We start from the raw sequence: 17,407 nt of genomic DNA, 5'->3' as shown, positions 1-17,407 counted from the left end.
AAACAAAGTAGATGTCGCATCCACGGTGCTGATGCGCGATGAGTGTGCCAGTTGGGCGTCAGCTGGTCTGGGTCGCGCAGCCCGATGGGGTGCGGTCTGCCCTGCGACTCTTGGCCTTGTACGGTGCTACCGCCCCGATGGCCGGGTTGTCAAACTGCCACGGTGCTAGCAGCGCCCATCCCATCCTGACAGGCATGAGCATACGACGCAGCGCATCGCTGGTATCGGAGGCGGGTGCAAGATCAAGGGTGGCATCGTCTTGACAAGCACGAGCTGGTGGACGCCTTTGCCCGACCTATCTCATCGGCGATTTATGGGGCCGCCGTTCAACTCGTTGGTCTATGCACAAAAAAACATAATACGCTTGAAAAGACGTTTCGGGCCGGTGCCGGGGCCGAGGAAGGGGCTGAAGCCTTCACCATCGTCATCCCGCCGCCGAACGTCACCGGCTCGCTGCATATGGGCCACGCGCTCAACAACACGCTGCAGGACATTCTGGTGCGCTTCGAGCGCATGCGCGGCAAGAACGTTCTTTGGCAACCAGGCATGGACCATGCCGGCATCGCCACGCAGATGGTGGTCGAGCGCCAGCTTATAGAAAAGCAGATTCACCGCCGCGACCTGACGCGCGATGAGTTCATCGACAGCGTGTGGGAATGGAAGGCAGAATCCGGCGGCGCCATCCTCAACCAGCTGAAGCGGCTCGGGGCCTCGGCCGACTGGAGCGGAGAACGTTTCACCATGGACGAGGGCCTATCTAAGGCGGTGCTCGAAGTGTTCGTGACGCTCTACAAGGAAGGCCTGATCTACAAGGACAAGCGCTTGTCAACTGGGACCCGAAGCTCTTGACCGCGATTTCCGACCTGGAGGTGGAACAGCAGGAGGTCAACGGCAACCTCTGGCATTTCCGCTACCCCGTCGAGGGCGAGGTTTTCGATCCGGAAAATCCTAAAACGTTCATCACCATGGCGACGACACGCCCCGAGACGATGCTGGGCGATACGGCGGTGGCGGTGCATCCCGACGACGAGCGTTTTCGGCATCTGGTCGGCAAGAACCTCATCCTGCCGATCGTCGGCCGCAAGATCCCGGTGGTGGCGGACGAGTATTCCGATCCCGNTTCGAGGTCGGCAAGCGCCACCGGCTGCCGGCGGTCAACATCCTCACCGTCAATGCGGCGGTGAGCCTCAAGGACAATGAGGACTTTCTGGCCGGACTGGAGGTGACGCCGTGGCGCCATGCGGTCCGGGACGAGCTCGACGGTCTCGACCGTTTCGTCGCGCGCAAGAAGATCGCCGAGCTGATGCAGACCGGCGGTTTCCTCGAAAAGGTCGAGCCGCATCGCCAGACCTGAAGCGGCGGTTACGGCGATCCTGAACAAGGTGCGGTCTCTCCGCGCCAACGCATCCGACACGGAGATTTTCGACCGAAATCTAAGCATGGTCGAAGATGCTTTGCCTGATCTAGGCGCCCAACCGTAGCAGGCCGCATTGCTGCGCCAGCCGCCACGTAAAGCGCTGCCAGAGTTCTTGCACCCGCGTCATTCGGCTGCCGCTTTGAAGGTTCCGCCTAGGGCCTGCATCAGATCATCGACAATGTCCTGAGGATGCTCAAGTCCCACTGACATTCGCAGTAATCCGCCTGGCGCCTTGGACTTGGCACCCTCGACGGATGCGCGATGCTCAATCAGAGAGTGCGTCCCGCCAAGGCTTGTCGCCCGGGCAACAACCTCGAGGCGGCCGGCCACGGCCATCGCAGCATCGGCTCCGCCTTTGACGATAAAGGATAGCATCGCTCCGTAATGGCTCATTTGCCGCTTAGCGAGATCGTGTCCCGGATCATTTTGCAGGCCCGGAAAAAGTACTTTTTCGACACGCGGATGAGACGCCAAAGCCTCAGCAACCTTCTGCGCGCCTTCGCAATGCGCGCGCATGCGTACCGACAATGTCTGCAGGCCCCGCAATGCCAGCCAACAGTCGAATGGCGCTGCGACGCTGCCCTTGTGTCTCTGGACCATCCGCAGTGGGCGACCGAGGGGTGACGAGTGCGGGACAATGACGACGCCCGCCATCAAGTCCGAGTGGCCGCCGATGTACTTTGTCGCCGAGTGCATGACCGCGTCCGCCCCAACTTCGAGGGGCCGTTGAAGCACTGGAGTTGCCCACGTGTTGTCCACTACTGCCAAGGCGCCAGCCTCGTGCGCGATTTTGCAGATGGCCGAAATGTCGACAACGCGGATCATCGGGTTTGACGGCGTCTCAACCCAGACGAGGCCAGTCCGCTTCGATGTGACCGCGGCGCGCACGGCATCCAGATCGCGCATGTCGACGGCCGCAAAGTCGAAGCGAGACCCAATGTCGGTCTCGTCAATCAGCGAACGAATGCCGAAATACATGTCATCCGGCAGAACGATCCGACCCGTCGACGGATGGCTCTCAAAGACTGCAGCGATTGCAGCCATGCCCGACGCGAAGGCAATGCCATCTTCTCCGCCCTCGAGCGCGGCCATGGCCATTTCGAACGCGTTGCGTGTCGGATTTCCATCCCGGGTGTATTCGAATCCGGAAGGAAACGAGCCGTCGACGCTACGTTGGAACGTCGTGCTGGTGTTCAGCGGCAGGGACACCGCCCCCGTGGAAGCGTCGACAGCTCGGCCGGAATGGATCGCCTTTGTTTCAAAACGCATCGGTCATTTCCTCGCTGGGGCAGTTGCACAATTTCAGGCCGGTCATTATATTGACCGTAATAAGTGAGCCGAGGCACTAAGTCAATATAATGACCGATGTTACGACAGCGTTAGACCCCGAGCGGGTGCTTGGCCAAGCGATAGCGGTTCGGATCCGACAATTGAGGCGCGACCAAAACCTGACCCTGGATCGACTGGCAAAACTGAGCGGCTTATCCAAGGGAACCGTCGTCACGCTGGAGCAAGGCAAGGCGAACCCCAGCATCGGCATACTTTGCCGACTGGCGGCGGCGTTTTCGCTTTCGGTGGCCGATTTGTTGAACGACCATCCTTCCACAGTTCGCCTTCCTATTGAGCGGACAGAGACGAGGACGCTTTGGACAAGCGCTAAAGGAAGCTTTGCACAACTTCATTCATCGATCTCGGGACGAACGATGTTCGAACTGTGGAGCTGGGCCATTATGCCGGGCGACGTGTTTTCCGCAGATGCTCATAGTCCGGATACGCGCGAGCTGATCTCGGTGACTCAGGGGTCCCTAAGTGTCGTGGTGGGTACCCACGCAGTAATTTTGAGCCAAGGCGAGAGTGTGCGGCTTGTCACTGACCAACCGCACTCATACGCGGCGGCATCTGATCTGCCTGCCCACTTCTCGATGGCAGTCCTTGAGCGTGGTGGACAGCGAGATCCGGGGCCCTCTTCGCCGGCAACGAAGATGCCCGGGCCCGTTCCGCAAGACACCGCCGCTCGCTAACGACCGCCCATTCGCGACAGGAGATCCACCATTGTACGTTCCGCCCCATTTTGCCGTCCCCGATCGCAACACCCTGCTTGACCTAATCGAGAGACATCCGCTCGGTATCCTGGTCACCCACAGCAAAGGCACACTCGACGCGAACCACATTCCCTTCGAGCTTGACCGCTCGAAGGGAGACAAAGGCGTCCTCAATTGCCATGTTGCACGCAAAAATCGAGTCTGGGAGGAAGTTGCCAATGGCGATGAAGTCCTCGTTATCTTCCGTGCGGCCGACGCTTACATCTCGCCGAACTGGTATCCAAGCAAGCATGAATTCCATAAGCAGGTGCCGACTGGAACTATCTCGTCGTCCACGCCCACGGACGCATCACTGTCCGGGATGATGAGCGCCATGTGCGCCGCAACGTGGCGAAGCTCACTCACATGCATGAAGCCTCGCAGCCTGGCCCCGTGGAAGATGGGCGACGCGCCGAAGGACTTCATTGACACGATGGTTAAACGCGATCGTCGCCCTGGAAATCGAGATCACCGGCCTGGTTGGTAAATCAAAACTCAGCCAGAACAAAGAGGTGCGCGACATTCAGAACGCTGGTGAAATGCTGAATGCCCGAGGCGTCAATGGGATGGGAGAAGCGATGCTCGTGGCTGCGGCGGCCAAATCCCAATAGCATCTATCTTGTCCCGACAAGCCGCTGGTGCTGGATTTCCAAGGGGTGACCTTGAGAGACAAATGCTTCGGCTCGCCGGAAACGCGACCAGCACCTGACCACCCGCTATGCGGGCAGATGGACAAGAACTCAGGCCGCCATCGCCAGCCAGATCCGCAATGCCGCCGGATCAATGGAAGCTGCTTACCCCGCCAGCCTTTCCGGTCACGTCGCCTGCGTCGTCAATACCTCGAACAGCAGCCTGGCGCTTAAACCGAGTTGCGTGTTCGGTATGGCGGCATAGCGGTTTCGAGATCGGAGCCGACTGGCAGCGAACGCCACGCCCCACGGTGGCGATGCCTCGCAGCCATGTTGGATGACCAAGCAGCCGGGATGTTCAGCAGGCTTGCACCCGCTTCAGATGCGAGACGGGTCAGACGATCATCCTGCACAACGTCACGCGGCGGTGGGCCGGTTCCGAAAAGGGCCGGCCCCGGCCGTTCATACAAGTGGAGTTGGGGGCGCGGGGCCGGGTCAAGCCTATCGGGTCGGACCCGCCGGGACAGCGCGTACATCATCCTGGCAACGCCAGGCGCTCGTCCGGCGTCATGCGGGCTTCGGCTTGGCGCGCCGAATGTCTGGACCGGCATCGCGGAGCATGGCGCACCCCATGCTGCCCCTGGCCAGATCGCAAATGACGCACGGCTTGTTCGTAACCGTTCGGCCAAGGCCGCGGTGGCTATGATTTCGGGCGATGGTTTCTGCGGTAGGTTTGGGCGGTGCGTGGCCCGCAGCCCTGCGCTCGTCGACGATATGCCGAAGGTTGTTGATGCCGTCTTCGGTGAAGACGACGGTAGGTTCGCTTAATTCGGATGCGGGATAGTCGTCGTAGCGGCCTGGTGACGTCTCGTGGACGGATGGCCTCAGGACTTCTCGCGCATCGGTACTTCTCGGCTTCTCGCCCGCAATCGCCATTGCCGCAATCCAGAGCAAGGTGGCTTTGGTCAGCTCCGGCGGATCAATACGGCTTAGGACGCGCATGTGTTTTTTAGCGGCCGGATGAGCGGCTCCAGAAGCGAAGTCGCTGCCATGACTGTCGCCGGAAGCCCCGGCTATGCCGAACCCTGATGAACATCTGACGCGATGGCGACTTTCGAGCCGTCACGCCACAAAGGAGGAACTGCTATGGAGGCTGGGCGGCGGCACTTTCATTCTCAGGCGCCGCTCTATGCCACCTGCCGGCCAAGCGCAGTTTGCACAAATCTTGAACCTCTCTTTGCGCGGCGGCAGGAGCTGCAATCGCACGTTCGGCCTCACGCAATGAAAGACCGGTCACGATTGCCATGATGCACAGGCTTGCCATGCGCTTCCGCTGCATTTTGCGGGGCCGTGAATTGGACAAGCTCGACCACCTGGATCGACGATGCCGTCAACGCCGGGCTCGTCGCCATCACGCGTTTCGCTCGGGTCCTACGCCGTGACATTGACGCCGTTCGCAATGCCATTGAATTTCCGTGGAGCAACGGCCAGGCGGAAAGGCAGATCAACCGCCTGAAGACGATCAACGATCACCACACAAAGTGAGGAAGAACCTCGTTAAGTGCAAAGCGACATTGCCTCGACAGCGGGTCCCGGAAGGTTTATGCTGCCCAGTGTTACCGCAATCCGGAATGGCGATGAGTACCTTCACGAGTGAAGGGATTCCCGCGGTCTTAGAGATGAGTTGTCGAATGGCGCGAAGTCGCACAGAATCGTGTGTTTGATATCGATCAGGATCGCGAGCTATTTCAGGCGCAGAGAGGTCTTGCGCCCGATGCACAAGTTGCTCCCGGTCCAACGGAAGTGAATGGGGTGGAACTGCTTTGTCGGCCAAATTGTTGACGGAACGTCCGGCGCCCATTGTTGCTACATGTCTGGATTCTTGGGGCAATTTGGATGATGCAATCCACCATCTCACTCCAAAGGGGAGTGGAATCTGGAACAATGTCGCTTTTGTACGCACGACATCCTTCGCGCCCGATTGGCATATTGTCTTTAACTCTGCTTCTCTTTTTGGGCTCCCTGTTGATATCGAGGCGAGCCCAAACAGGATAATTTTTGCAATCGGCGAACCGCCGACGAAAGCTCATCGCGCATTTCATGAAGGGCAGGGGAAAAATACTATCATCCTGACGTCTGACGCAGAGCTGGCTGCTCGGCAGAATGCAGGGCGCCGATTCGTATTGTCTCCACCTATCACTCGGTCTTGGTCTGTAAACAAGACATATGACCAACTTCTGGTCAGCGAAGTCGTGGACAAGCCGCTTCGGCTCTCATGGATTACCAGTAACATCGCCCTGCTTAAAGGGCATCGATATCGGCTGGCGTTTCTGGAACGGCTGAGAGAGGAGCTCGATTTTGACCTGTTCGGCCGAGGTTTTCGGCTGATTGGAGATAAATGGAACGCACTCGCACCTTACCGTTACAGTATAGCTTTCGAGAATACTCGTGCTGATTACTATTTTACAGAGAAGCTTATGGACTGCTTCGTTGCTGAAACAATGCCGATCTATTACGGCAGCCCGGCAATCACGAGGTTCTTCCCTTCGGACTCAATGGTTCTGATTGACCCAGAGGACAAGAACGTAATCCAAAAAATTCAAGGAATCATCAACTCGGACCTGTGGAAGGAGCGTCGCGGCGCAATACTAGAGGCGAAGCGGTTGGTTCTCGAGAAATACAATACGTTTGCTTATCTCGCGGGCTTCATCGAAAGCGTTCAGGATAAACCGTTACCGCCGGAAGTTATACACATCGGTTCGCCTGCGGTCGATTTTGGGAGAGACGCATGAAGTACTCCAACGCTCGCTTCGCGTGCCCGGCGGTTGGTGGTCTGGCGAGATCGGTACGGAACGCTCGGCGGAGAATGCCTACCTGCGCAGACGGGCCGGCAGGGCGCACGAGGTCATGCGCCCCCGGCCGCCGCTGATCAGACGAACTGGGGAAGGCCAGGAACGGAATTGAGGACCTCGTCCACGAGTTCGTCGCCGGCATGTTCCTTGGCGAAGGCGATCGTCTCGTTGGCGAGGGCGGCGATGTTTAGAATGCTGAGACCCTCACTCATCAATTGCTGGCCGAGCCCAATGAGGCCGCCTCCGTCGTCTGGGTCGTCGCCATGATACTTCGCCACTAATTCCGAAGCTCCGGGAATGGCCTCGATCATGCGCGCAACGGGACCGTCGGCCGCGTGGCGTTGCAGGAAACCCAGCATTAACCCAACGGCCTTCTCTGCGAGAGCCGGGCCGATGCCGGCACCAGTGGCGATGCGCGATAAGAATTCTTCCATGGCAGGGTTCCTCTCTCTTTAATGAGGTTTACACGGGGCCGGTCCGGCGCCCAAAGCGCCGAGCTTGGATAGCGGCATCGCTATCACGCTGAGAGCCCGTTATGCTGGTCCAGCGTTTGATCGCAGTCTTGATCCATGCGAGCAGCTTGTGAGGGATGCAACCGAACGAGGCGCTGCTCCCACAGTCGTCGCAGGCCCTCCATCAAAGCGTCACGCTTAGCCTGATCCGGCGCAATTGTATTGAGGAGATCTCCCAACATGGCTTCGCCCTCAATCCGCATCAGCAGATTAAACAAGTCGTGTGAAATTCGCACACTGTCACTGCTGAAGTGGGTCGTGCTGATCTCGCAGTGAGTCTCCCGACGATCTGGCGCTTTGTAAGCGCGGGTTTGATGGAGGGACACATAGGGCGGCAACGAAACCGCAAGCGCAGTCCAATCCTGCAGCGTTGCAGCCCGCTTTTTTACCAGGAAGGGCCCGACCACAAGTCCATCCAGCTCTGTCGTCAAAAATGTGGCAATCGCGTCTGCAACCGTATCCACGATCGGTTCAGCATTGTTGTTAAAGGACGTATTGAGCAGAATTGGAGTGCCTGTCCGCTTCTTGAAGGCATTGATGACCTCCCAGTAAGCTGGGNAATCCTGCAGCGTTGCAGCCCGCTTTTTTACCAGGAAGGGCCCGACCACAAGTCCATCCAGCTCTGTCGTCAGAAAGGTGGCAATCGCGTCTGCAACCGAATCCACGATCGGTTCGGCATTGTTGTTAAAGGAGGTATTGAGCAGAATTGGAGTGCCTGTGCGCTTCTTGAACGCATTGATGACCTCCCAGTACGCGGGATTGGCGTTGCGCGATACTGTTTGCAGGCGAGCGGTACCGTCGACGTGCGTGATGGCACCGAGCAAGGCGCGCTTTGAGTCACGCACGCGAACGACGAAATTCATGAATGGAAATTCGTGCCTACCGTCCGGGAGGTCGAAAAATTCGCTCGCATCCTCCTCCAGCACAGATGGCGCGAAGGGCCGATAGCCTTCGCGCTTCTTGACCATCGCATTGATCCGGTCCTTGTTTGCGGCGGGCCGAGGGTCGGCAAGAATGCTGCGGTTGCCCAGCGCACGTGGCCCAAACTCCGAACGACCCTGCACCCAGCCGATCACGGCGCCGTTGGCGATCCAGTCGGCTGCACTGCTTGCCACGTCATCAGAGCGTTCAACCTCGAGATGTCCGGCCCATGCATTCAGTTCCTGTTGCACGGCGCGCTCGCTCCCGAGATCAGGACCCCAATAGACCTCCTGCAGTCGCTCACACGGCGCGGGGCGGCCCATCTCGTTAGAGACTATCAGCGCAGCTCCCAATGCGCAGCCAGCGTCGTGAGACGCGGGTTGCACGAAGATGTCTTCGAAAAGCCCTGAATACAGCAGCTTACCGTTCATCGTGCAGTTGTGGGCCACCCCCCCCGCCAGGCACAACCGCTTCATGCCGGTGGCCTCACGGTGATGCCGGAGAATGTGGAACACGATCCGCTCAAGCGCTTCCTGCAGTGACGCACTCACATCTCGATGCTGCTGGGTGAAGGGCATTCCCTTTCGCCTGACCTCGATATTGCGGAGCAACGCCGGACCGATGCGGTCGAGGTGAACACGGTAGCCACCGCCGTTGGCGGAGAGCTCGTAGAACTGCTCGAAGAGCTCGCGATAGGGAGCGGGGTCGCCGTAGGGCGCGAGTCCCATTACCTTATACTCGTCGAACAAGCCGTAGCCGAGATAGCGGATCGTCTCGAGATAAAACAGCCCAAGAGAATTGTTCTCGGGAAAAGCCTCGAGTTGCGTAATTTCTGTGCCAGACCCTACCGCCACGAGGCCCGATAGGAAATCACCAGAGCCATCAATCGCTAGAATGAGACTTTGTTCGAAGCCCGACATTGCAAAGGCGCTCACGGCGTGCGCCTGATGATGACTTACGAATGAAATACGCGAACTGTCCAACTTAGTGCCGAACTCACGCGTTAACAGATCCTGCACCAACGTTTTAGCACCCAACGGAATGGAGAGAATGTCCGGGTGGGATGCGGACATACCTTCAAGCATGGCGTTGGCATAGGGCTCGCTGGCGTAGAGCGCGACACGATCAATGTCGTTGAGCTGAACCCCCGCCGCTGACAGACAGTATTGAATCGAACGAATTGGGAGCTTGTTGGAGTGTTTCATCCGATTGAGGCGTTCCTCTTCGACGGCTGCTATCACCCGTCCGTCTCGGACGAGCACCGCGGCGCCATCGTGCATAAAGGCGTTCCGAAGCTCGAATCGGTTTTCATGGACTTGGTCAAGTCCGCCGCTAATTCCTAGACACAGCATTTCTTTCTCCACATAGTGACGGGCAAGCCAAATTGGCCTGCCTCCGTTTCCAACTAAATAGGCCGCATTGTCGCTTGCAGCTGCAACCGCCTGTCAGGCATCACCGGCATCAAAGAACGCCTCATAAGGGGTCCGCCTGAATCAACATGAGATGCTTCGATCGTGGCGCCTGCCGTTCCATGACGCCGAGAGTTTGGCTGGATCCGAATCTTGAGCGGCTGCTGACTTGCATGCCGGCGATGCCGTTTTCATCTGCAGCACGAACGTGTGACGCGGAGTGCCTGTATCCTGCGAAGGGGCGGCTGTTGACGAATAATACCGCGCCGTGAACTGGCCCGATTTCATTCCCCGAAAGACCGTCGCACAGGCGAGTGACACGTGCTGCACTGTCCGCCTGCTTCCCGGTCGCACATCCGATAACGCCTTCGCTTGTGCAGGAGGCCGCATCGCGTCATGCGTCGGCCAAACATGGCACCGACTGGAAGCACGGCAATACCGCGTAGATGTAAAGTGCGCTGATGTTGTATGGTAGCGCTGCCGGCCGGGTCTCCAATCCGCTGCCCAGACGAGCCGACCATCTGCCTGCGGCAATAAGCCTGTCACAAGCAGAAACGCGCTGGGCAGCTGGCTCCCTGCAAGACTTCGCAGCTCAGGAACATTGAGGGACGACTAGCGTCGAACCGCCGACATGGTCGGCCAGTTGCAACTCATTTCTCGGCACGACCTCCACTGCACGTCAGGGCGCATGGAAGATTTTCTCCTTTGGATGGGTGATCGGTGCGGGATGTGCTTCTGTCCATGCAAGATTTCCGAAGAGTTATGAAATCGTTTGTTTCGATCAAAGTCATCCACGCTATGAATAGCTGCCGGACATGCGCTTCGAAGGGCTTCAGGCTTCCCGGATGGCTACTCCGATTTGAAGCGCGTGGCATTCCATGCGCTCTGTCACAACATTTTTCAGCAAAGGGGTATGAGAGCAAACCCACACTTCTTGTTCGAAAGTCGCTTCGCGCATTCGGGATGTGGTGCTGGGCGATTCACGCATCCACGAATCGAAGAGCTCTATTCCGAAGCCTTCGAAATCCTTCGGATTACGCGTTACCAGAGTGAGCCCTGGGCAATGGCTGTGGCTGCGATCAATCCGTCCATTGACGTCAGCACGCGGCCGCGGCGCTTCGCAAGACCAATCAGATCGCGCAGGCCAGGGCAACCGGCTCGTCGACGGGGAGGACTCTCTGCTCTAAAACGCTAAGGCAGGTCTCGGGCAAGCCATTCGGCCAGCGCCTCACGCTTCCGACCTCGCCCATGAGAGCAACGCCGCGCCGGATTTCGGCGATCGAGACCACGCTGATGAACGAGCGATCCTCGTCGAGCTTGTCCAGCCATTCCAGAACGCGTGCGTCCGGCGCCGGCCTTGTCACCTCGGACAGGATATTCGTGTCCAGCAGTAGCCTCACAGCGGCAGATCACGCGGTTCATCGCGTTGAGGCTCAAGGTCGAGTTCCGCGCCGCGTAGTGGCGACTCCAGCAGAAACTCCTCAAGCGTACCCTTGCGCACCGTCTTGCGTTGCCATTCCTCGGCGGAGACGACAACGAGGCTTGGCCTACCGTTGCGCGTAATCGTTTGCGGCGCCGCCTGCGCACGCTCGATGACTTCCCACAGCCGCGCCTTGGCCCGAGCGACGGTCCAGTTGGCATCCTCTTTTGGAGCAGACTGCATTCTGGCCTCCGTGACCATTGTGACTATCGTGACTACATAAAAATGACTTAGTGACCGTGACAGGGGAGGGGGGACTTTTTTCTAGAGCCCGGACGCCTTAGTGAGATTGACGCGAAAGCGATCGCGCCGACGCTGGTATTTACGCGTCATTTCCGCTGAGGCATGGCCGAGCTGCTTTTGCACATAGCGCTCATCGACTTCGGCTGAGGAGGCCAGGCCTGCGCGCAACGAATGGCCCGCGAACTTTTGCTGTCGTTCGCCTTCCGACAAGTCGCCGCGGACGCCGGTGGCCAGCGCGGCACGCTTGACCAAGCGGGCCACCTCCTGATCGTTCAATCGCTCCGCGCCGACTGCTTTGCCCTGTCCTGTGACACGCCGAAACAGCGGCCCGTGGGCAATGCGGGCCAGCTTGAGCCAGGTCTGCAGCGCAACCACGGGGCAGGTGGCGTCGGCGGAGCCGCGGCCGATTTCGACCTCGCGCCAGCCCGTCTTGCCACGTAAGGTTACCAGAGCGCCTTTGTCGAGAATCTCGACCCAGCCACGGCCGTCATCCGTCTGATCCCTGCCGACGTCGAGGCCGACAATTTCGGAGCGACGCAGGCCGCCCGCAAAGCCGAGAAGCAGCATGGCGCGGTCGCGCAAGCCGCGCAGGGTGCCCCGGTCGAGCGTCTGCAGCATGGCGATCAGGTCTTCGGGAAGTATGGCCTCCTTCTGCACAGACGGTTTTGCGTGGCTCTTACGGATGCCGGCGAGCACGGTGGCGATATGGCGGTCCTTTCGATCGAGCGGCTCGCCACGCTGCGTATAATTCCAGGCCAGGGAGGAGAGACGGCGCTCGATCGTCGCCACAGAGTTTGGTTTCTTGTCTCCTGTGACCTTTCCGGATGCACAGGCGGTGATGTAGAGGCCGACGGTCTGCGGATCAGGTGGCAACACCTCGAGATGCTGCCGGCGCGCCCAGGCGCAAAAATGCTTCCAGTCGGATGCGTAGGCGCGCCGCGTGTTGGCCGAGCTCGCCGCGTCCACATAATCACGCGCGCGATCGGCAAGACGCTCCAAGTGGGCCGGCAGGCCGGGTGCGGGCCGAAGGGCATGGAAAGGCGCCTCGTCCGACGCTTCGCCGCGGCCCATCTCGGTGCTGATGATGTCGACGACGTCGACTATGTCAGGCATATCGTCGGTGTTAGGCACAGCAAGCCCAGTCGACGGCTGCGTGGACGAAACCTCCTCTTCCGGCCTCCTGCTGTGGGACGGTCCGGAGGCTCGCCGGGCGCGATTTTTCGGCTCCTGCTCGACGAAACGGTCAGTCCTCTAGAAACAGCGAAACGAATGATAAGGCAACATTATCATTCGTTTCAAGCACACGACAAGCACAGCGCTTTCTATCCATTTTTGTTGTCAAAAGCGCCGCCATGATTCATCGTGCTTTCGATGATTCTGCGTCCCAAACCCTCTCTACGCCACTACGCAATGCTTGGCGGTGCTCCTTCGACCGCGCCGATGGCAACGGTGCCGGCCTGGCTGCGCCGGGCGGTTCCCGATGCGCAAAGCCTTGCGGGAAACGATGTTGAGGACGTGGCGCTCGCCGCAGGCGCCACCATCGGCGCGCTCGATGCGGTGGTCCGCCGGCAGGAGCGATGGGGCGGCGTCTGGCGGCAGCGGCTGGCGCTTGCTGCGGCCGCCGTAACAGCAAAGCAGGCCGGCCGCATCGAGGACGAAAGCGCACTGCGCGATGCCGTGCTGCTCACGTGGCCGGGCGACAATGTCGGGCCCGCCGGCAGGATGCTTGTGGCCTGGCGCAGGCTGGCTGGAACACCTGCGGACAAACTGCTGACCGAGGCGAGCATCAGCGCGGTGCTGGATGACCTCGGTCTCGCGCCTAGTGACGAAGGCATGAGCGACCTGACGGACGATCTTCGGCAGCTCGCCGCCAGTGACGGAACGGTGGGAATAATGACCGGCGCCATCGCGATCGCCGAACGCCACGGCTTTGGGCGCACCCTTGGAGCCTGGCTCGCCGACGCCCTGCTGGCGCAACGGATGGGTTGGGTCCACGCGGTGCCGCTGCTGGGCGCCGATGCGGTCTTGGGCACAAGCGCCCGCCCGCGTCGATCGGCAGCCAACTCTGTGGCGACAAGCATTGGGACAAATCCTGAGCGTGCGAAAGGCCTGCTTGCCGCGCAAGCGCGCGCTGCGCTGCGCGCGATTGATCTTTCCGCCGAACTTGGGCGCCGGGCGGACCGGCTGCTTGCCGTTGCGCCAAAGCTCAGGGCCAAGGCGGCGGACATCGTCGTCGAAAAGCTCCTGTCCGACGACGCCATCGTAGCCTCGGAAAACATTGCCGGCATGAGCGATCGCGGATTGCGCCGCCTGTTCGACCGGCTGGGCGAGCTCGGTGCCGTCCGAGAGCTATCCGGCCGTCCGACCTTCCGCATCTACGGACTCTGAAGACCATGGTGGAAGCGGCGCGCAGACGAGGGAAGGGCCGGCCAGATGACGGTCGATCAGGCGACCGCCTGTTTGATAAGGAACTGGATCACCTACCGCCGGAGGCACGCTGGCGCGAATGGATGCACCGCGTCGAGGCGACCATTTTTGCGGCCAGCGAGCCGGTCAACCGCGAAACGCTCGCCCGCATCGTAGGCAAAAGCTGCAGCATTGATCTCCTCATCGACGACATCCGCGAAGAACTGCGCGGTCGGCCCTATGACCTCGTCGCCGTCGCCGGCGGCTGGAAGCATCTGACGCGGCCGGCCTATGCCGATGCCATCCGTGCCGCGGTCGGCGGAAACGAGCGAGCCGTGGATCTGACACAATCTGAAGTGCTGGTGCTGATGTGTGTGGCGTACTTCCAGCCGATCACCCGCGCCGAGCTTTCTTCCTTCTTCGGCAAGGAGATCAGCCGCGATCTCATCGGTCATCTGCGCGGCGCCAAGCTGATTGCGTCCGGTCCGCGCAGCCCGACGCCCGGCGCGCCCTACACCTACGTCACGACCAAAGAATTCCTGCTGGAGTTCGGTCTCGACACGCTGCGCGACCTGCCGGATTTCGAAGCACTCGAGGATGCCGGACTGCTGTCGAAGGAGAAGCTCCTCGCGGGTGATATCATGCAAGCATTGTCCGACGACGAGGAAGAGCATGCTTAGCGTCGGCACTGATGAGTAACACGCTGCCTGGCCGGTGGCCGCAGTTCGCGGCGTCCTCAACGGGATCTACAACCCGGGGTTCGTGAGATGATATGAGGACACGCTGTCGGGCGTGGGGCGTTGCTTAGAAAATGGTGGGAGAAATATGCCTGTAGCTCGTATTGAGCGTGTCATTGGCGGTATGGTAACCGCGTGGGCCGAGCCCGGTTCTGATGGCTACTTTGCCTGCCATCTCTTTGGATCTAACATGCATCCAGCCCACCTTTCCAGTTTGGATGAGGTGGCGGATTTCCTACGTTCGCATCTCGGCAGCGGTGTTCGCATGAACCCCGGGTGGGTCAAGATTGTACGAAACATCCACATCGATGGGGTTTTGCTCCGCTGATTGGCGCGAGCCGGTCTGGAGAACCAAAACGCCGGTGGCGATGCAGGATGGGTCAGGCGCGCTGCCTAGTGTGAAGTTGTATCCATCGAGAGTGCTATTTAAAAGTCTTCGGACGGAGACGGATAAGCAAATCAACCCAAGAAAACTCCTAGACAAATCATTGGCCGGCGTTTCTAATTGCTGAGCCGACCGAAATAGCGGTTGGCGCATGTCTCGCAGTGCTTCGGGGGTTATTGCGAGAGACAGATTGCAATTCTGGCCTCTTTTATAGCGGTAAGGATACCCCGGGGTTTGGGGGGGATTTCGTGATTATCGCGGATAATGAAACCGCCATCGACTACCTGTATTACGAGACGGTCGCCAAAACGGTCGTCAAGCTGATCAGGCAGAGGTCGAAGGAACCGTTGACGATCGGGTTGCACGGCGACTGGGGAGCGGGCAAATCCAGCACGCTGCTGATGATCGAGGCGGCATTCAAGGGACAGACAGACACCCTGTGTGTCCGGTTCAACGGCTGGCTGTTTGAGGGATACGACGACGCGAAGGCGGTGCTGATCGAGACGATCGTCGCAGCCCTCCTCAAGGAGAGGTCCGGGATCGCCAAGGTGGCGGACAAGGCCTGGGACGTCCTGAAGGCCGTCAACTGGATGAAGGCCGCCCGCACCGCGGGCAGCCTGGCGTTCACCATGGCGACCGGGATCCCGGGTCCGGACCTGATCCAGGGGATTGGTTCGATCGCGAGCAAGGTGATCAGCGATCCCAAGGCCTACCTGACCGGCGACGTGTTCAACAAGGTCATGGACGGTGCGGCGGAGCATTTTAAGGAGGCCGCACCTTCCGAGACGACGCCGCAGCGGATGCACGCCTTTCGCGAAGACTTCGAGGAGCTGCTGGAGCGCGCCAAGGTCGACCGGCTGATCGTCTTGATCGACGACCTCGATCGATGCCTCCCGCAGACGGCGATCGCCACGCTGGAGGCTATCCGCCTGTTCCTGTTCGTGCCGAACGCGGCCTTCGTCATCGCCGCTGACGAGGGCATGATTGAATACGCCGTGCGCAACCACTTTCCCGATCTCCCGGCGGCGGCGGGGCCGACAAGCTACGCGCGCAACTACTTGGAAAAACTAATCCAGGTTCCGTTCCGCATGCCGGCCCTTGGCGCGTCGGAGACCTTGGTCTATCTCACCTTGCTGCTCTATCTGGCCTCCGGCGTCAGCGACAGTTCGGTGGAGTTCAAGAGCCTGCTCGAGGTGGCGCGCAAGGCCTTGCAGCGGCCTTGGCTGGGCGCCGGCTTCGACCGGGACAAAATCAAAGCGAAGCTGGGGTCCATACCCTCCGATCTGGATGCCGCCCTGCAGCTTGCGGCGGAGATTACGCCGATCCTGACCGAGGGCGCCCACGGCAATCCCCGGCAGATCAAACGCTTCGTCAACACCATGGCCCTGCGCGTCGAGATCGCCAGCGAGCGCGGCTTCCAGGACGATATCAAGCAATCCGTCTTGGCCAAGCTGATGTTGGCGGAGCGATTCGCCCCGGAACTGTTCAACGCGATTGCCCGCGACGCGTCCGCTGACGGCTCCAAGACCATCTCGATCCTCGAGCGGAAAGTGACCTCCAAGGGTGGCAAGGACGCCGATGATGATCCCATGGCCGACTGGCCCAACATCGAGTGGGTCAAGCGCTGGGCGGCGATCACCCCGCCGCTGAACGGCATCGACCTGCGGCCCTACGTGTTTGTCAGCCGCGACCGCAGGACGTCCGCCGGCATCGGTCTCGCCGGCGGTCCCGTGGAAGCCATGATCGAGCGGCTGGCGACGTCGACTCTCGGCATCACGCAGGTGACGAAGGCCGAGGTGGCTGCGCTCACCCCCGAAGATGCCAACCGGGTGTTCCAGGGCCTCGTGACGAAGATTGATCAGACCGAAGATCTCGGCAAACGGCCGCCGGCGGCCGAGGGGCTGGCGCGCCTCTGCGGAGACCGGCCGGAACTGCGCGAACCGCTGGTTGCATTCCTCGGACGACTGCCGGTGAGCAAGATCGGCGGCTGGGTGGTCAGCGGCTGGGGTGTCGCGGTTGAAGGTCCGCAGGCGCAAGAGTTCGCCGAGCTCGTGGGAGAGTGGGCGACGCAGACCTCGAACAAGCCACTGAGCGTCGTCGCGTCCCTGCAGATGAACCCGAAGTCGAAGAGAAAGTAACATGGGAACCTCCGGCACCAAGCCCAGTTCCCCCCGGGCGCTGCTCCCAACCTGGGTGGACGACGTCGCCGCGCCGACCCCGTCGGCCCCGCCCCCTCCCACACCGCTTCCGGTGCCCGCCCCGCCGGGGCAGCCGGGAGCAACTCCGGTACCGCCCCCTCCCGGCGCGCCGCCAAACCCGGTTGCCGTCCCACAGC

14 protein-coding genes and 3 pseudogenes are annotated in these 17,407 nt (G+C 60.3%); 9 read left to right on the top strand and 8 right to left on the bottom strand.

Annotation, left to right across the window (positions count from 1 at the left end):
• Nucleotides 1-375 precede the first annotated feature (375 nt).
• Nucleotides 376-1,342 (top strand): annotated as a pseudogene (locus tag X760_RS68385) (class I tRNA ligase family protein); the annotation flags it as partial.
• 198 nt (nucleotides 1,343-1,540) lie between these two features.
• Here the strand turns inward: X760_RS68385 and X760_RS68380 are convergent.
• On the bottom strand, nucleotides 1,541-2,686 hold the full coding sequence (locus tag X760_RS68380) for a PLP-dependent aspartate aminotransferase family protein (protein WP_023722009.1): 1,146 nt from the start codon (nucleotides 2,684-2,686) through the stop codon (nucleotides 1,541-1,543).
• An 89-nt stretch (nucleotides 2,687-2,775) separates the two neighbouring features.
• Between X760_RS68380 and X760_RS68375 the strand changes: the two genes are divergently transcribed.
• Complete coding sequence (locus X760_RS68375; RefSeq protein WP_023722008.1) at nucleotides 2,776-3,438, top strand: helix-turn-helix transcriptional regulator; 663 nt, start codon at nucleotides 2,776-2,778, stop codon at nucleotides 3,436-3,438.
• 82 nt (nucleotides 3,439-3,520) lie between these two features.
• On the opposite strand, the gene X760_RS78325 is transcribed toward X760_RS68375, so the two are convergent.
• The gene (locus X760_RS78325; protein ID WP_245278723.1) at nucleotides 3,521-3,760 is read right to left on the bottom strand and encodes a hypothetical protein; all 240 of its coding nucleotides are present in this window, start codon (nucleotides 3,758-3,760) and stop codon (nucleotides 3,521-3,523) included.
• Nucleotides 3,761-3,807: 47 nt separating this feature from the next.
• Between X760_RS78325 and X760_RS78320 the strand changes: the two genes are divergently transcribed.
• The gene (locus tag X760_RS78320) at nucleotides 3,808-3,927 is read left to right on the top strand and encodes a hypothetical protein (protein ID WP_245278726.1); all 120 of its coding nucleotides are present in this window, start codon (nucleotides 3,808-3,810) and stop codon (nucleotides 3,925-3,927) included.
• Nucleotides 3,924-4,109, top strand: coding sequence for a hypothetical protein (locus tag X760_RS78315; protein ID WP_023722005.1), 186 nt, complete (start codon nucleotides 3,924-3,926; stop codon nucleotides 4,107-4,109). The genes X760_RS78320 and X760_RS78315 overlap by 4 nt, the downstream gene beginning before the upstream one ends.
• Nucleotides 4,110-4,694: 585 nt before the next feature.
• Here X760_RS78315 and X760_RS68365 read toward each other — a convergent pair.
• Nucleotides 4,695-5,063 (bottom strand): hypothetical protein, encoded by a 369-nt coding sequence (locus tag X760_RS68365; protein WP_156948247.1) that lies wholly within the window; start codon nucleotides 5,061-5,063, stop codon nucleotides 4,695-4,697.
• A gap of 371 nt (nucleotides 5,064-5,434) precedes the next feature.
• Between X760_RS68365 and X760_RS68360 the strand changes: the two are divergent.
• Nucleotides 5,435-5,672, top strand: a pseudogene (locus X760_RS68360) (transposase); the annotation flags it as partial.
• 278 nt (nucleotides 5,673-5,950) lie between these two features.
• Nucleotides 5,951-6,919 carry a glycosyltransferase family 10 gene (locus tag X760_RS68355; protein ID WP_198030557.1) on the top strand — a complete coding sequence of 323 codons (969 nt, stop codon included), beginning with the start codon at nucleotides 5,951-5,953 and terminating at the stop codon, nucleotides 6,917-6,919.
• 137 nt (nucleotides 6,920-7,056) lie between these two features.
• On the opposite strand, the gene X760_RS68350 is transcribed toward X760_RS68355, so the two are convergent.
• From X760_RS68350 to X760_RS68330, 5 genes and pseudogenes are all read right to left on the bottom strand, one after another.
• Nucleotides 7,057-7,413 carry a hypothetical protein gene (locus X760_RS68350; RefSeq protein ID WP_023722001.1) on the bottom strand — a complete coding sequence of 119 codons (357 nt, stop codon included), beginning with the start codon at nucleotides 7,411-7,413 and terminating at the stop codon, nucleotides 7,057-7,059.
• A gap of 83 nt (nucleotides 7,414-7,496) precedes the next feature.
• On the bottom strand, nucleotides 7,497-9,764 hold the full coding sequence (locus tag X760_RS68345) for a carbamoyltransferase (protein ID WP_023722000.1): 2,268 nt from the start codon (nucleotides 9,762-9,764) through the stop codon (nucleotides 7,497-7,499).
• 1,045 nt (nucleotides 9,765-10,809) lie between these two features.
• Nucleotides 10,810-11,221, bottom strand: a pseudogene (locus X760_RS68340) (type II toxin-antitoxin system VapC family toxin); the annotation flags it as partial.
• On the bottom strand, nucleotides 11,218-11,484 hold the full coding sequence (locus X760_RS68335; RefSeq protein ID WP_031194946.1) for a type II toxin-antitoxin system prevent-host-death family antitoxin: 267 nt from the start codon (nucleotides 11,482-11,484) through the stop codon (nucleotides 11,218-11,220). The pseudogene X760_RS68340 and the gene X760_RS68335, both read right to left, overlap by 4 nt.
• 81 nt (nucleotides 11,485-11,565) lie before the next feature.
• Entirely contained in the window at nucleotides 11,566-12,615 is a 1,050-nt protein-coding gene (locus X760_RS68330) for a site-specific integrase (protein WP_245278725.1), read from the bottom strand.
• Between the two features lie 300 nt (nucleotides 12,616-12,915).
• On the opposite strand from X760_RS68330, the gene X760_RS68325 reads away from it, so the two are divergent.
• From X760_RS68325 to qatA, 3 genes are all read left to right on the top strand, one after another.
• A complete protein-coding gene (locus tag X760_RS68325) occupies nucleotides 12,916-13,932 on the top strand; it encodes a DUF1403 family protein (protein WP_031194944.1) in 1,017 nt (338 codons plus the stop codon).
• A 5-nt stretch (nucleotides 13,933-13,937) separates the two neighbouring features.
• Nucleotides 13,938-14,630 carry an SMC-Scp complex subunit ScpB gene (locus tag X760_RS68320; RefSeq protein ID WP_023721995.1) on the top strand — a complete coding sequence of 231 codons (693 nt, stop codon included), beginning with the start codon at nucleotides 13,938-13,940 and terminating at the stop codon, nucleotides 14,628-14,630.
• Nucleotides 14,631-15,320: 690 nt separating this feature from the next.
• Nucleotides 15,321-17,210 carry a Qat anti-phage system ATPase QatA gene (gene qatA, locus X760_RS68315; RefSeq protein WP_023721994.1) on the top strand — a complete coding sequence of 630 codons (1,890 nt, stop codon included), beginning with the start codon at nucleotides 15,321-15,323 and terminating at the stop codon, nucleotides 17,208-17,210.
• The last annotated feature ends 197 nt before the right edge of the window (nucleotides 17,211-17,407 follow it).

The organism is Mesorhizobium sp. LSHC420B00, from assembly GCF_000503055.1.
Taxonomy (GTDB): Bacteria; Pseudomonadota; Alphaproteobacteria; order Rhizobiales; family Rhizobiaceae; genus Mesorhizobium.
Note: the sequence above shows the minus strand (reverse complement) of the source record. Positions and strands in the feature narration are given on the sequence as shown.

What these genes read in the sequence shown, in the direction of transcription:
- X760_RS68325 (WP_031194944.1), top strand. Translation starts at nt 12,916, where the DNA reads ATGATTCTGCGTCCCAAACCCTCTCTACGCCACTACGCAATGCTTGGC.
- X760_RS68330 (WP_245278725.1), bottom strand. Translation starts at nt 12,615, where the DNA reads ATGGGCCGCGGCGAAGCGTCGGACGAGGCGCCTTTCCATGCCCTTCGG.
- X760_RS68320 (WP_023721995.1), top strand. Translation starts at nt 13,938, where the DNA reads ATGGTGGAAGCGGCGCGCAGACGAGGGAAGGGCCGGCCAGATGACGGT.
- X760_RS78325 (WP_245278723.1), bottom strand. Translation starts at nt 3,760, where the DNA reads ATGGAATTCATGCTTGCTTGGATACCAGTTCGGCGAGATGTAAGCGTC.
- X760_RS68365 (WP_156948247.1), bottom strand. Translation starts at nt 5,063, where the DNA reads ATGGCGATTGCGGGCGAGAAGCCGAGAAGTACCGATGCGCGAGAAGTC.
- X760_RS68335 (WP_031194946.1), bottom strand. Translation starts at nt 11,484, where the DNA reads ATGCAGTCTGCTCCAAAAGAGGATGCCAACTGGACCGTCGCTCGGGCC.
- X760_RS68350 (WP_023722001.1), bottom strand. Translation starts at nt 7,413, where the DNA reads ATGGAAGAATTCTTATCGCGCATCGCCACTGGTGCCGGCATCGGCCCG.
- X760_RS68375 (WP_023722008.1), top strand. Translation starts at nt 2,776, where the DNA reads ATGACCGATGTTACGACAGCGTTAGACCCCGAGCGGGTGCTTGGCCAA.
- X760_RS68380 (WP_023722009.1), bottom strand. Translation starts at nt 2,686, where the DNA reads ATGCGTTTTGAAACAAAGGCGATCCATTCCGGCCGAGCTGTCGACGCT.